15 protein-coding genes and 1 tRNA gene are annotated in these 13652 nt (G+C 72.2%); 11 read left to right on the top strand and 5 right to left on the bottom strand.

All coding sequences use genetic code 11. From position 1 onward, the window contains the following. Window positions 1-23: 23 nt before the first annotated feature. Window positions 24-1322 (top strand): VWA domain-containing protein, encoded by a 1299-nt coding sequence (locus ACFT2C_RS03505; RefSeq protein WP_377205623.1) that lies wholly within the window; start codon window positions 24-26, stop codon window positions 1320-1322. Continuing rightward, complete coding sequence (locus ACFT2C_RS03510) at window positions 1319-2215, top strand: FHA domain-containing protein (protein ID WP_377205624.1); 897 nt, start codon at window positions 1319-1321, stop codon at window positions 2213-2215. Before ACFT2C_RS03505 ends, ACFT2C_RS03510 begins: the two co-directional genes overlap by 4 nt. On the opposite strand, the gene ACFT2C_RS03515 is transcribed toward ACFT2C_RS03510, so the two are convergent. Further along, entirely contained in the window at window positions 2212-3540 is a 1329-nt protein-coding gene (locus ACFT2C_RS03515) for an MFS transporter (protein WP_377205625.1), read from the bottom strand. The genes ACFT2C_RS03510 and ACFT2C_RS03515 overlap by 4 nt on opposite strands. Beyond that, window positions 3537-4193, bottom strand: a complete 657-nt coding sequence (locus tag ACFT2C_RS03520; protein WP_377205626.1) for a helix-turn-helix domain-containing protein — start codon at window positions 4191-4193, stop codon at window positions 3537-3539. Before ACFT2C_RS03520 ends, ACFT2C_RS03515 begins: the two co-directional genes overlap by 4 nt. 260 nt (window positions 4194-4453) lie before the next feature. Here ACFT2C_RS03520 and ACFT2C_RS03525 point away from each other — a divergent pair, with 260 nt between their 5' ends. The 5 genes from ACFT2C_RS03525 to ACFT2C_RS03545 all read left to right on the top strand — a co-directional run bounded on the left by ACFT2C_RS03525 (window position 4454) and on the right by ACFT2C_RS03545 (window position 6622). Next, the gene (locus ACFT2C_RS03525; RefSeq protein ID WP_377205627.1) at window positions 4454-4633 is read left to right on the top strand and encodes a hypothetical protein; all 180 of its coding nucleotides are present in this window, start codon (window positions 4454-4456) and stop codon (window positions 4631-4633) included. Window positions 4634-4950: 317 nt separating this feature from the next. Further along, complete coding sequence (locus ACFT2C_RS03530) at window positions 4951-5100, top strand: hypothetical protein (RefSeq protein WP_377205628.1); 150 nt, start codon at window positions 4951-4953, stop codon at window positions 5098-5100. 286 nt (window positions 5101-5386) lie between these two features. Then, window positions 5387-6022, top strand: coding sequence for an oligoribonuclease (orn, locus tag ACFT2C_RS03535; protein WP_377205629.1), 636 nt, complete (start codon window positions 5387-5389; stop codon window positions 6020-6022). Window positions 6023-6094: 72 nt separating this feature from the next. Next, window positions 6095-6170, top strand: a tRNA-His gene (locus tag ACFT2C_RS03540). Window positions 6171-6232: 62 nt separating this feature from the next. Further along, window positions 6233-6622: a VOC family protein gene (locus tag ACFT2C_RS03545; protein ID WP_377205630.1), complete on the top strand. Its 390-nt coding sequence runs from the start codon at window positions 6233-6235 to the stop codon at window positions 6620-6622. 52 nt (window positions 6623-6674) lie between these two features. On the opposite strand, the gene ACFT2C_RS03550 is transcribed toward ACFT2C_RS03545, so the two are convergent. Then, window positions 6675-7571: a RimK family alpha-L-glutamate ligase gene (locus tag ACFT2C_RS03550; RefSeq protein ID WP_377205631.1), complete on the bottom strand. Its 897-nt coding sequence runs from the start codon at window positions 7569-7571 to the stop codon at window positions 6675-6677. A 73-nt stretch (window positions 7572-7644) separates the two neighbouring features. Beyond that, window positions 7645-8748, bottom strand: coding sequence for an ABC transporter ATP-binding protein (locus tag ACFT2C_RS03555; RefSeq protein ID WP_377205632.1), 1104 nt, complete (start codon window positions 8746-8748; stop codon window positions 7645-7647). Window positions 8749-8789: 41 nt separating this feature from the next. Here ACFT2C_RS03555 and ACFT2C_RS03560 point away from each other — a divergent pair, with 41 nt between their 5' ends. From ACFT2C_RS03560 to ACFT2C_RS03570, 3 genes are all read left to right on the top strand, one after another. Next, entirely contained in the window at window positions 8790-9449 is a 660-nt protein-coding gene (locus ACFT2C_RS03560) for an ABC transporter permease (RefSeq protein ID WP_377205633.1), read from the top strand. Next, window positions 9446-10123 (top strand): ABC transporter permease, encoded by a 678-nt coding sequence (locus ACFT2C_RS03565; RefSeq protein ID WP_377205634.1) that lies wholly within the window; start codon window positions 9446-9448, stop codon window positions 10121-10123. The genes ACFT2C_RS03560 and ACFT2C_RS03565 overlap by 4 nt, the downstream gene beginning before the upstream one ends. 111 nt (window positions 10124-10234) lie before the next feature. Continuing rightward, window positions 10235-11266 (top strand): glycine betaine ABC transporter substrate-binding protein, encoded by a 1032-nt coding sequence (locus ACFT2C_RS03570; RefSeq protein ID WP_377205635.1) that lies wholly within the window; start codon window positions 10235-10237, stop codon window positions 11264-11266. 76 nt (window positions 11267-11342) lie between these two features. Here ACFT2C_RS03570 and ACFT2C_RS03575 read toward each other — a convergent pair whose 3' ends face one another. After that, window positions 11343-12923, bottom strand: a complete 1581-nt coding sequence (locus ACFT2C_RS03575; RefSeq protein WP_377205636.1) for a dihydrolipoyl dehydrogenase family protein — start codon at window positions 12921-12923, stop codon at window positions 11343-11345. On the opposite strand from ACFT2C_RS03575, the gene ACFT2C_RS03580 reads away from it, so the two are divergent. Continuing rightward, window positions 12922-13395 (top strand): helix-turn-helix domain-containing protein, encoded by a 474-nt coding sequence (locus ACFT2C_RS03580; protein ID WP_377205637.1) that lies wholly within the window; start codon window positions 12922-12924, stop codon window positions 13393-13395. The two genes, ACFT2C_RS03575 and ACFT2C_RS03580, sit on opposite strands and share 2 nt — an antisense overlap. Window positions 13396-13652: the final 257 nt, after the last annotated feature.

Below are 13652 nucleotides of genomic sequence, written 5' to 3' on the forward strand. Positions count from 1 at the left end.
TGCCGTTACCGAGAGGAGCCACCGTGGCCGAGTTCTCCGCCGAGGTCTTCCAGAACGAGTTCCTGTCCGACGGCGCCACCGACGTGCACGCCGTCGTGTCCGTGACCTGCACGGGCGCGGGCGCCACCGGCGGCGCGGCCGGCGTCAGCCCCGGTAGCGGGGGCGGCGTCGCCGAGATCGTCGCCGTCGACACCTCCGGCTCCATGCAGGGCCGCAACATGGAGGCGGCGAAGCACGCCGCCGCGGTGGCCGTGGACCAGATCCCGGACGGCACGCTGTTCGCCATCATCGGCGGCTCGCACGTGGCCACCCGGATCTTCCCGTACCCCAACGCGCGGGTCCCGATGGTGGCGATGGAGCCGGGCGCCCGCAACGAGGCCAAGCGCGCCATCGCGACGATGGCCGCGAGCGGCGGCACCGCCATCTCGACGTGGCTGCGCCTCGCCGACGACCTCTTCGCGACGGTCCCGGCAGCGCAGAAGCACCTGATCCTGCTGACCGACGGCAAGAACGAGTCCGAGCCGACGATGCACCTCGACCGGATGATCGCGGACGTCACCGGCCACTTCCAGTGCGACGCCCGCGGCGTCGGCGACCGCTGGGTCGTCGAGGAGCTGCGCAAGATCTCGACGGCGCTGCTCGGCACCGTCGACCTGATCGCGCGGCCGGAGGACATCGCCGAGGACTTCTCCGCCCTGGTGCGCAAGTCCATGGCCCGCGGCGTCGCCGCCGTGGACCTGCGGGTGTGGGCGCCGCAGGGGTCGGAGGTCCTGTTCGTCAAGCAGGTGGCCCCCGAGGTCGACGACCTCACCGGGCGCCGCACCGAGGTGAACCCCCTGACCAGCGGGTTCCCCACGGGCGCATGGGCCGACGAGACCCGGGACTATCACGTGGCGGTCCGCGTGCCGGCCAAGCCGGTGGGCTCGGAGCAGCTCGCGGCGCGCGTGCAGGTCGCGGTGGACGGCGAGGTGGTGGCGTCGGGCCTGGTCAAGGCCAAGTGGTCGGACGACTCCACGCTCACCGCCCGGATCAGCCCCGAGGTGGCGCACTACACGGGCCAGGCGGAGCTCGCCTCGGCCATCCAGGAGGGCCTGGCCGCGAAGGCCGCCGGCGACGAGGCGACGGCGACCGTGAAGCTCGGCCGCGCCGTCCAGCTCGCCGCCGAGACCGGCAACGAGGAGGCCACCTCGCGTCTGCGCAAGATCGTGGAGGTGGAGAACGAGGAGGAGGGCACCGTGCGCCTCAAGCGGAACACCGCCAAGCTGGACGAGATGGCACTCGACACCGCATCCACCAAGACGACCCGGGTCCGGCGCGCATGAGCGTCGTCTGCCCGGAGGGACACACCAGCCAGGCCACGGACTACTGCGACGTGTGCGGCACGCCGATCCCTGCGGGCGCGGCGTCGGGCCCGGGCGCGGAGCAGAGCCAGTCGGCGGCCTCCCCTGGTCAGCCGGGAACCGGGACTGGTCAGCCGGGGGGCGAGCCTGCCGAGACCGGCCCCGTGACCTGCCCGAACTGCGGCGACCTGTCCCCCGCCGGCTCCCTGTTCTGCGAGAACTGCGGGTACGACTTCACCACCGGCGTGCTGGCCCCGCCGCCCCCGCCGACGTCCGGCCTGGACCTGGGCGACCTAGGGGCGACGCAGCCGCCGAGCCGCCCGGCGCCGGGCCCCGCTGCGTCGGCTCAGGCACCGACGGCACCGACGGCAGCGCCGGGCGCGCCGGCGACCGGCGCGCCCGCGCCGTCGTCCACCGGCGCGCCCGCGCCGTCCGCGGGCGGCGGGCTCAGCGCGCCGCCCGTCCCGGGCGACGACGCCTGGGTCGCGGAGATCTGGGTCGACCCCGACTGGTACGCGCACGAGCGGCCCGAGGACCCGATGCCCTCCGCGGGCCTGCCCGGCCTGGTCACGCTGCGGCAGCGCAGCCTCCTGGTGGGGCGGCCTTCCCATTCCCGCGGTATCCGGCCCGACGTCGACTGCGGCAGCGACCCGGGCGTGTCCCGGCGGCACTGCCAGCTGACCACGGACGGGCAGCGCTGGTGGGTGGAGGACCTCGGCTCGTCGAACGGGACCTTCGTCGCGCCCGCGGGCGAGCCCCTGCCCGACAACCCGCTGACGCAGGGCGTGCGCAAGGAGATCGAGGAGGGCGACCGGATCTTCATCGGCGCCTGGACGCGCCTGGTCATCCGCAAGGCCCTCCCGGGCGAGGCCTAGCCAGACGTGTCAGACGCCCAGGTCACCCGAGTGACCTCAGCGTCTGACACGTCCGACGTGGTCGCGTCGCGCAGGCGCAACGCGGCCAGCCCTGCCCCGATCACGACGACGGCGTTGGCCAGCACCAGCACCCGGTAGTCCACGAACGCGAGCAGTCCCGCACCGATCGCCGTCACCATGGTGCCCGGCAGGTTGTTGACGAGGTGGCCGGCGGCCGCGACCCTCCCCTGGAGCCGGTCCGGCGTGCGCACCTGGCGCTCGGTGGTCCACGCGATGACCGCGGCCGTCACGCCGAACCCGAGCAGGGCCTGGCTCGCCACCACTGGGATCATCCAGCCGAACATGAGCGGCACCAGGGCAAGACCCCCGGCGATGATGCCCAGCGCGTAGACCCGCGGTCGTCCGAATCGCAGCATGAGCCGAGGCGTGACCGCCCCGGCGACGAACCCGGCCACCCCCTGCAGCACCGTGAGCGGCCCGAGCCAGGCCGCGGGCAGCCCCAGACCGTCGAGCACCGCGAACACGACGGCGTTCACGAGGCCCACCGACGCGAACACGATCACCGCGTTCCACGTCATGCCGCCCAGGACCGCCGTGCCGAACAGGTGCCGGAACCCGGCAGTCGTCGCCGCCAGGTACGACTCGCGCGTCTCCTCCTCGAACCGTGACTCGCGGACCCGGACCAGGCAGAACACCACCGCCGCGCCGACGAACCCGGCGATCGCCACCGTGACCAGCGGCACCACGCCCACCAGCGCGTAGACCGCCGCGCCGAGCATCGGGAGGGCCACGCGCAGCACCTGGTCGATCATCGAGAGCCGGCCGTTGGCGTGCCCCAGGGCCTCGTCGGGCACGAGGTCCTTGAGGATGCCCGACTGACAGGCCCCCGTCACGTACGCGACCGCCGAGTACACCAGCGTCGACGCGAAGATGATCCAGACCTGGTCGGGCCGGGTCACCCAGAACAGCGGCACCAGCCCGAGCGCGCCCGCGACGTACGCGATCACCAGCATCCACCGCCGGGACACCCGGTCCGCGAGGTGCCCCAGGAACGGGGAGGCGAGCGCGGGCAGGCCCAGCAGCGCGAAGGTCATGCCACCCAGGGCGTTGCTGCCCGTCAGGTCTGCCACCCAGACGGCCATGAGCAGCGTCAGGAGCGAGTCCGCCACGTTCGCGAGCGTCCAGCCCACCACGAGCGTGCGGAAGACCGGCGTCCGCAGGTACCGGGCCGGGTCGTCGGGCAGCAGCGGCCCGGGCTGCCCGACGCCGGTCGGGTCACCCGGCGCTGCCGCGTCGCCCGAGACGGGGCGTGCGGGGGCGGTCACGCCTGTTCCTCGGCAGAGTCGGAGACCTCGGACTCATCGGCGGGGTCGGGGATCTCGGACCAGACCGCGCCGAAGAGGTGCGCCCGTCGCGCACCCGGCGGGCGCTTGCTCGGGTCCTCCATGCGGCCCCGGAACGGCTTCGTCAGCTCCTCCATCCGGCGAGAGAGGTCGTCGAGCTCGTCGCGCGTGACCCAGTACTCCTGGTGGGTCTGGGTGGTGGCGTACACCCAGTCGGGGTCGTCGCCTTGGGCATCCGCGAGCCAGCGCTGGAGCCGGCCGAACTGCTCGGCGATGAACATGCTGCCGAACGCCGTCGCGGCAGGCCAGGACTCCGGGTCGGCGAGGTCGGGGCGGACGCTGAACCCGCGGCCGACGGCCCGCCAGGGCCGCTCCTTGCCGTGTGCCTCGGCCCGCTCGACGTGGCCGTACTTCTCGAGCTGGCGCAGGTGGAACGAGCAGCTCGCGACCGACTCCCCGGTGCGCTCGGCGCATTGCGTGGCGGTGAGCTCGACGCCCGCCCGGAACAGGTCGAGCAGCCGCAGGCGCAGCGGATGGGTCATGGCCTTGATCGCATCGGTCTGCGAGATGACGACGCCGTCGGGCGGCGTCGGCCGCGTGAATCCCGGGGTCTCGGGCTGCTTCTGCTCAGGCATGCGGCGAGCGTATGACGCTAAAGGAACCTTGCGCAAGGAAACTTTAGCAAACCTGGTCGACGTGTCAGACGCCCAGGTCACCGGGGTGATCTGGGTGTCTGACATGTCTGCAGATAAAGGCGTGCGCAACAGCGGGGTTACCTGGGAGGCTCAAGGCACACCGCGGTGACGTCCGTCCGGTCCCATACCGGGCGGTGGACAGGGTCCGGCCAGACCCACGTCGGGAGACCGGCACATCCAGCGTCACGAAAGGCACTCACGTGCATACCGAGTACGACCTGGCGCTCACCCTTCACCGGGACCGCCTCCGCGACGCCGAGCAGCATCGGCGTTGGAACGCGCTCCGCACGGAGCAGAAGCGACGCAAGGCCGAGGCCCGCGCCGCACACCGGAACGACAGCCGCGCACGGGTACCCGCCCTGCGCGTGCGTTCGGCATGACCCTCTCGCGCCCGCCGGGACACACCCGGCGCCCGGCGCACCTCACCACCACCGAAGCGGAGCCCGTGCGTGTCACTCGCTCCGCTTCGGTGTCGTGCGCCCCGTCGACGCGACGCCCGCCCGGAACACCCTCTGCGCGCCCACTGAGCTGCCGCTGACCTGCGGAAAGGTGCCGCAGATCACCGCTGTCCGCCTTGCGTGGGATTTCCGGAATCGGGGATGATGTAACACGACGGAAACACGGGACACCGAGCCGCGACCCGGCCTGTGCACCCCGGCACCGCCACCCTCTCCCCACCCCTGGAAGGACCACGCACATGCATGCCCAGACCGCGTACTACATCGGCCGCGCACAGGTCGCCGAGATCGCCCGCCGCGCGGAGATCACCGGCGCCCAGGAGCGCGCCCTGCGCGAGCGCCCGGAGCGCCGCACCGCCAAGCGCGCCAAGCGGCTCCGCCTGATCTGACCGCCTGCTGACCCGGCCCGCCGGTCCGCGCAGCCCGGCAGCCGCCACCCGGCACACGCGGCCCGACCTCCGACGTCGGACACTCTGGCCCTTCCCCGAGCGACCCCGGTCGCCCACGGAAGGGCCTTTCTGTGTGCTGCCCGAGCTGACTCCCGTTCAGCAGGCTCCAGGAGGCCATCGAACCGCCCGTTGCGGTAGCCCTGGGCCTGTTGAACGGACCTCAGGAGTGACCGGCGCACCGCACCCCGCGTCACCCCGCACCCCCGGACCGAATAGGCTGAGCCGCGTGAGCCTTCCCAACCCCAACGAGCGCATCGTCTGGATCGACTGCGAGATGACGGGCCTGGACCTGCGCGCCGACGCGCTCGTCGAGGTCGCGGCCATCGTCACGGACTCCGAACTCAACGTCCTGGGCACCGGTGTCGATGTCCTCGTCAAGCCTCCCGCCGAGGCGCTGGAGCAGATGAACGACTTCGTGCGCACCATGCACACCACGTCCGGCCTGCTCGACGAGCTCGACGACGGCCTGACCCTCGAGGAGGCGCAGGCCCAGATCCTGGCCTACGTCCGCGAGTGGGTGCCCGAGCCGCGCAAGGCGCCGCTGGCCGGCAACTCCGTCGGCACGGACAAGACGTTCCTCGACCTGCACATGCCCGAGCTGGTGGCGCACCTGCACTACCGGATCGTCGACGTCTCGTCGATCAAGGAGCTCGCGCGGCGCTGGTACCCGCGCGTCTACTTCGCGTCGCCCAAGAAGGGCGGCGGGCACCGCGCGCTGGCCGACATCCTCGAGTCGATCGACGAGCTGCGCTACTACCGCGAGGTCCTGTTCCCCGCCCAGCCCGGCCCCGACACGGCGACCGCACGGGCCGCGGCGCAGCAGGTGGCAGAGACGTCCGTCACGAAGCAGCTCGCCCCGTAGATTTGAGTTCGGTCCGCGGCCACCGACCATGTATGCTTTTCGACGGCCGCCGGTCCACGATCGGCGAACATGGTGGGCGTAGCTCAGCTGGTAGAGCATCGCGTTGTGGTCGCGAGGGCCGCGGGTTCAAGTCCCGTCGCTCACCCCATACGCAAGGGCCCCTCGCACAGGCGAGGGGCCCTTTTGCGTACGACCAAGGGAGGTCCTGACGTGGCCAGCAAGTTCACCGAGCTCGCGATCGACTGCGCCGATCCCCAGGCCCTCGCCCAGTTCTGGTGCTCGGTCCTGGGCTACGAGGTGCGGGAGGAGGAAGACGGGCTGGTCTCGATCGGCTCCCCCGCGGTGCCCGAGGGCAAGGCCCGGATCGGCCCCGTTCCGCCGACGCTGACGTTCGCGCGGGTGCCCGAGGGCAAGACCGTCAAGAACCGGGTCCACCTCGACGTCAACCCGACCGACCGGGACCAGGACGAGGAGGTCCGCCGCCTGCTCGACCTGGGCGCGCGGCACGCCGACGTCGGCCAGACCGGCGAGGAGAGCTGGGTAGTGCTCGCGGACCCCGAGGGCAACGAGTTCTGTGTCCTGGCGGGCCGCCGGCCCTGAATGGACTTGCGGGCCGCCGGCCCTGAATGGACTGGCGGGCCGCAAGCCGTGATCAGCCCAGCAGCTTCACGACGGCGTCGGCGAGCTTGCCCTCGACGCCCGTGCCGTACTTCATCCACAGCGACGGCTCGGTGAGCTCCAGCTCGATCACCATCGGGATGCCGTCGTCGCCCGAGACGAGGTCGACGCGCGCGTAGGTGAGGTCCGCGCCGGTCGCGCTCCGCGCCACCGCGAGCGCCCGCTCCGCCACGTCGATCTGGGCGGGGGTGGCCTCGAACGCCTCCTTCTCCTCCTCGGCGTACAGCTCGCCGGTGTCCTCGGCGGGACCGGTGAGCAGCGCGTTCTTCCGCACAGCATGGGTGAGCTCGCCGTCGATGAAGACGAGGCACGTCTCGCCGGCGGTGTCGACCGAGGTGACGTAGGGCTGGATCATGACCCAGCGGCCGTCGTCGAGCAGGCGGGTGGCGTGCGCGATGGCCTTGCCGCGCGACTCCGCGGACACCGGCTGGTAGCGGCCCGTGCTCTGCGCTCCGGCGCTGACGACGGGCTTGACCACGAAGTCGCCGAAGGCGGGCATGCGGGTGTGCACGGCGCGCTTGGACAGGTGCCGGGCGGGGTCGAGCCAGATCGTGGGGATCACGGGGATCCCGGCGGCCTCGAGCTCACGCAGGTAGCGCTTGTCGGTGTTCCACTCGATGACGTCGGCGGAGTTGGCCACCTTGGGCAGGGAGCGCGCCCACGCGAGGAACTCGTCGTGACGCGGCGAGTAGTCCCAGGTGGAGCGGACCAGGACGAGGTCGTAGGCGGACCAGTCCACTGCGGGGTCGTCCCACACGGCAGGTTCTGCCGTCACGCCACGCTGCGCCAGGGCGGCGATCAGCGGCACGTCGTCCGTGTCGAGGTCGGGCAGCTGGGAGCAGGTCGCGAGGGCTACGCGGGCGTTGGTCACGCACCGAGACTATCGGGACCCGTTCCGCGAGGTCCCGGCCTGGGCGCCCGGCGAAACGCGGCGTCCGTCACAGTCAGACCGCCGGCTCGCGGCCGGGCACGCCATCCGTCGCGTCCTCCACGCCGTGGACGTCCTCCACGTCCTGGGCCTCCTCCACGTCCGGGGCGGACTCGACACCCGGGTCGTCGGCCGCCGCATCCGCGGCCCGGCGCAGCGCGCCGAGGATCCCGTCGGCGGTGAGCGAGCCGACGACGTCGCCCGACTCCCCCACGACCGGCACCCGGCCCATCGCCGAGCCCGGCAGCGCCGCCACCGCCTCGAACGCGTCCGTGAGGCGCGCGCCCAGCCGTACGGGCGCCGGCGCGGGCTCGACTATCCGCTCCGCACCCTCCAGGTCGGCGGTCTGCAGGCTCGCGAGCGCGAGCATGCGGGAGGCCGCGCCCTCGCCGGTGAAGTCCCGCACGCGTTCCGACGCCGGGTGGGCCAGGACCGCGAGCGGGCTCGCCACCTGCTCGAGCACCCCACCGCGGGACAGGACGGCGATCCGGTCGCCGAGGCGCGCCGCCTCGTCGATGTCGTGCGTCACGAGGATCACGGTGGTCCCGGTCTCGTGCTGGATGCGCTGGAACTCCGCCTGCAGGTGCCGCCGGAACTCCGGGTCGACGGCGCCGAACGGCTCGTCCATCAGCAGCACCGGCGGGTCGGTGGCGAGCGCGCGGGCCACGCCGATGCGCTGGCGCTCGCCGCCGGACAGCTCGTGGGGGTATCGCTTGGCGTAGGTGGCGGCGGGCAGGCCCACCAGGTCCAGCAGCTCCGATACCCGCGCCCGCGTGCGCCTGCGGTCCCAGCCGAGCAGGCCGGGCACCGTCGCGATGTTCGCCTCGACGGTGCGGTGCGGGAACAGCCCGACGTTCTGGATCACGTAGCCGATCCGGCGGCGCAGGGCCACGGGATCGGTGGTCGTGACGTCCTCGCCGTCGAGCAGTATGCGGCCCGACGTCAGCTCCACCAGGCGGTTCACCATGCGTAGCGTGGTGGACTTTCCGCAGCCCGACGGGCCGACGAGCGCGAGCACCTCGTGCTCGCGCACGGCGAGGCTCAGTCCTTCGACGGCGACGGTGCCGTCCGCGTACGCCTTACGGACGTTGTCCAGCTCGATCACGGTGCGGGCAGCCATGTCGTCGAACCTACCGGGTCACCCACGGTACGGTCTAAGGCATGCCCGGCAACCCCTGGTTCTCCTGGTCCTACGTGGTCGACAACGCCCCTGTGCTGTGGGAACGCACGGTCGAGCACGCCGGCGTGACGATCGAGGCCGTCGCGATCTCCGCGGCCATCGCCATCCCGCTGGGGGCGCTCGTCTCCCGGTACCGGTGGCTGTCCGGGCCGGTGCTCGGCACAGCGGCCGTCCTGTACACGGTGCCGTCGCTGGCCCTGTTCGCGATCCTGACGCCGGCGCTCGGGATCGGCCGCGTGCCCGTCCTCGTGGGCCTGGTCGTCTACGCGCTGCTCATCATCCTGCGCAACACGGTGGCCGGGCTCGCCACCGTAGACCCCGCCGTCCTCGACGCCGGCCGCGGCCTGGGCTACGGGTCGGGCCGGCTGCTCGTCCAGGTGGCCATGCCGAGCGCGCTGCCGAGCATCATCGCCGGGCTGCGGCTGGCCACGGTGTCCAGCGTCGCGCTGGTGACCGTCGGCGTCGTGGTCGGATACGGCGGGCTCGGGCAGATCATGTTCCAGGGCTTCCGCAACAACTCCTACCGGGCCGAGATCATGGCCGCCACCCTGGCGACGATCCTGCTCGCCCTCGTGCTGGACCTCGCCCTCTGGGCGGCCGGCAGAGCCCTGACCCCCTGGCTGCGCAGGAGGACCGCATGACCGCCCCTACCGGCGTCATCGAAGAAGCCCTCGTGTGGCTCAACGACCCGCTGACCTGGACCGAGCCCGGCGGCATCCTCGAGCTGGCCGGCGAGCACCTGCTCATGACCGCCATCGCCGTCGGCGCGGCCGCCGCGGTCGCGATCCCGGTCGGCGCCTGGCTGGGGCACAGCAGGCGGGGAGCCGGCCTCGTCGTCTGGCTCACCAACGCCTCCCGGGCGCTGCCCACGCTCGGCATCATCCTGCTGCTCGCCGCGACCGGGCTGTTCGGCAACACGGCCACCGTGATCGCCGCGGCGTTCTTCGCCGTGCCGGTGCTCCTGGTGAACACGTACGAGGGCGTGCGGGGCGCCGACCCCGACGCCCGCGACGCGGCCCGCGGCATGGGCATGAGCGGCGGCCGCATCCTCACGCAGGTCGAGCTGCCGCTCGCCACCACCCTCGTCTCCGCGGGGGTGCGGACCACCATCGTGCAGGTCGTGGCCACCATCCCGCTCGCGGCGCTCGCCGGCGGCGGCGGCCTGGGCCAGATCATCGCCTTCGGCATGGGCACGCAACGGTACGGCGAGGTGCTCGCGGGCGGGGTCATCGTCGCGGTGCTCTGCCTCGCGATCGACGGCGTGCTCGCCGTCGGGCAGCACCTGGCCACCCCGGCGCCGCTGCGCCGAATGTAACGAGATTCTCACGAGCGGGTTTACCCCTTGCCATCGTCGGCTCGGCGGGGTCGAATGGGACAGATCGAAGCCGTAGAACAGTTGTACGTCACCCAGGTTCGGAGTCATTCGATGAAGTTCCCCCGTACGCACGTGTCCCTGCCCCGGGCGCTCGGCGCGGCGGCCGCCGTCGCCAGCCTCGCCTTCCTCACCGCCTGTGGCGCGCCGGGCTCCGCCGGAGGGAATGGTGGCAGCACCTCGACGGGTGGCAGCAGCGTCGCCGCCTGCGAGGCCGTCCCGGGCGACGAGCTGGTGGTGCTCGAGGACGACAAGCAGCTGCAGACCGTCGACAACATCATCCCTGCGGTCAACGCCGCCGCGATCGAGGGCGACGACACGCTGATCCCCCTCCTCGACACCGTGTCCGCGGCGCTGGACACCGACACGCTCATCGGCCTGAACAAGGCGGTGGACGTCGACCGCCGCACCTCCAAGGAGGTCGCGGAGGAGTTCGTGGCCGACGCCGGGCTCGACAGCCCCGAGCAGAGCGGCAGCGGCGAGATCGTCATCGGCGCCGCCGACTTCGCCGAGAGCGCCACGCTCGGCACCATCTACGCGACCGTGCTGAACGCGGCCGGGTACGACGCCTCGGTCACGACCATCGGCAACCGCGAGACCTACCTGCCCGCGCTGGAGGACGGCAAGCAGGTCCAGGTGATCCCCGAGTACGTGGGCACGCTCACCGAGTTCATCAACAAGGACGTCAACGGGGCCGACGCCGAGCCGGTGGCCAGCAGCGACCTCGACGCCACCGTGGAGGGGCTGAAGCCCCTGGGCGAGGAGGTCGGACTCGTGTTCGGCGAGCCCTCCCCCGCGCAGGACCAGAACGCGTTCGCCGTGACCAAGGCCTTCGCCGACGAGCACAGCCTCACCTCGCTCAGCGAGCTCGCCGAAGCCTGCGGCGGCCTGGTGCTCGGCGGCCCGCCGGAGTGCACGGAGCGCCCGTTCTGCCAGCCGGGCCTCGAGGAGACCTACGGCCTGGAGTTCGCGGAGTTCCGCTCGCTCGACGCCGGCGGCCCGCTGACCAAGTCGGCACTCCAGCAGGGCGAGGTCACCCTCGGCCTGGTCTTCAGCTCGGACGGCTCCCTCACCCCCACCGAGTGACCAACCGTTGAGTGCTGGCTATTTGTGCTGAAACGAGGATCAGCAGCGCAAATACCCAGCACTCAACGGCTCGGTACTACAGGCCGTAGGACTCCAGGAAGCGGAGCCAGACCTCGCTGACCGTGGGGTAGGCGGGCACCGCGTGCCACAGACGGTCCAGCGGCACCTCGCCGACGACGGCGATCGTCGCCGCGTGCAGCATCTCCCCGGCGTCGGGCCCGACGAAGGTGGCGCCCACGAGGACCCGCCGTTGCGTGTCGACGAGCACCTGGGCGCGGCCCGAGTAGCCCGGCCCCGCCACGGTCGCGCCGGACATCCAGGACAGGTCGTACGACACGGCCTCCACGGGGATACCTGCCGAGCGCGCCTCGTGCTCCGTCGGCCCCACCCAGCTGACCTGCGGATGCGTGAACACCACCTGGACGCGCGCCGCGTGGTCGGCGGTCGCGGCATACCGCGACCATTTCCTTCCCTCCTGCCCGACGGCGGGAGCGGCCTCGCCCGTGGTCGGTGCCCGGTCCCCGGCCTCCGTGCCGTAGCGGGCGGCCACCACGTCGCCGACGATACGGCCCTCGTACTTGCCCTGGTGCGTGGTCGATGCGCGGCCGGTCACGTCGCCGCACGCGTACAGCCAGCTGCCGGGAGCAGCCGTGACCTCCAGCGACTCGTTGACGACGAGCGCTCCCGCGCGGCCCAGCGACCCCTGGTCCAGGCCGATGCTCTCCAGGCCCACGTCCCCGGTGCGTGGCACGCGCCCCGTGGCCACGAGGATCTCGGCGGCGGTGACCCGCCCGCCGTCGGACAGTGTGACGGTCACGGGGCCTGCGGCCCCGCTCTCGGCGCCGGCACCGGGCCGCTCGACCGAGCGGACGTCGACGCCCGTCCGGACGTCCACGCCGCGCTTCCCCAGCGCGTCCGCGACCATCTCCCCCGCGAACGGCTCGGCGCCGGACAGCAGGCCGTGCCGGGCCAGCAGCGTGACCTGGGCGCCGAGGTCGGCATAGGCGTTCGCCATCTCGACGCCGACGACTCCGCCCCCGACGACCACGAGGGACTCGGGGATCGCATCGGCCGACGTCGCCTCGCGGCTCGACCAGGGCGAGGCCTCTGCCAGCCCCGGGACGTCGGGCAGCACGGGCACGCTGCCGGTCGCGATGATCACGGCGTGCCGGGCCCTCAGGAGGCGGGTCTGCTGATCCCCCGACTCGGCCTCCGCCAGGCCCGCTCCGGAATCGGTTTCGCTGTCGGCACCGCCGTCGGCCGGGCCCTCCTGCGGCACCGTCACCTCGACGAGCCGCTCGCCGGCCAGGCGGCCATGCCCGCGCACGAGCGTGAGGCCGGCACTCTCGACCCAGGAGGCCTGCCCGGCGTCGTCCCAGTCCTTGGTGACCTCGTCGCGCCGGGCCAGGACCGCAGCGACGTCGGGCGCGCCCGGGTCGCTCAGGCCCGGCGTGTCCTGCACGGTCGCGCGGACGGCGCCCGCGCGCAGCAGCGTCTTCGACGGCATGCACGCCCAGTAGGAGCATTCACCGCCCACCAGCTCGGACTCGACCAGGGCGACGGAAAGGCCGGTGCGCGACGCGCGGTCTGCCGCGTTCTCGCCCACCGGCCCGCCACCGACGACGATGACGTCGAACAGTTCCTCAGAAGCAGCCATGTCGTCATCACATCACGATGATGACCGTCACCAGCGCCATCTCGACGGAGTGTGGCATTTATGCCACACTGTGATCGACGCCCTGCCGAGAGGAACCATGGCCATGGCCCGCACCGGAGCCTTCTGGGATCGCCACGAAGCACGCATGACCGACCCCGAGCAAGCCCGCGCGTTCGCAGCCGAGCTCGCCCGCATCCGCACCGTCGACACCGTCGTCAACGCGCTGGACGAGCAACGGACCGCCGTTGGCCTCTCGAAGGCCGCCCTGGCCCGCGCCATCGGTTCGGATGCGTCTGTGGTTCGCCGTCTCCTGACTGCCACGACCAGCAACCCGACATTGACCACCGTTGCAGAGGTAGCCGCCGCCCTCGGACTCAAGGTCGAGCTCGTACCGATGAACGAGACCGAAAAAGTGGAGATGACCCACCCCATGCTGGGCACCAGCGCCACCGCGACAAGCGGCGCCGCATAACGACCCGCCGCTACGCGGAGGCGCTTCCGCGACGGCCACCACGACGGCGCTGATGCGGTTCTGGACGGAGGGAGGGCAGCCGTCCAGGAACACCTCAACCGGACGGCTGCCGTCGGCCGCTACGTAGAGCACGACGTCGTACGGGTCGGCATGCTCATCGGACACTTTCCTGTTGCTCATGGACGTCTAGAGAACCATGGCCAAGTAGCATCCGCTCGGGCTGGCTCACCCGTCTGCACATCATCTGTCGGAAGGTT

The sequence above is a fragment of the Promicromonospora sp. NPDC057138 genome (assembly GCF_042670845.1).
In the GTDB taxonomy this organism is placed as follows: Bacteria; Actinomycetota; Actinomycetes; order Actinomycetales; family Cellulomonadaceae; genus Promicromonospora.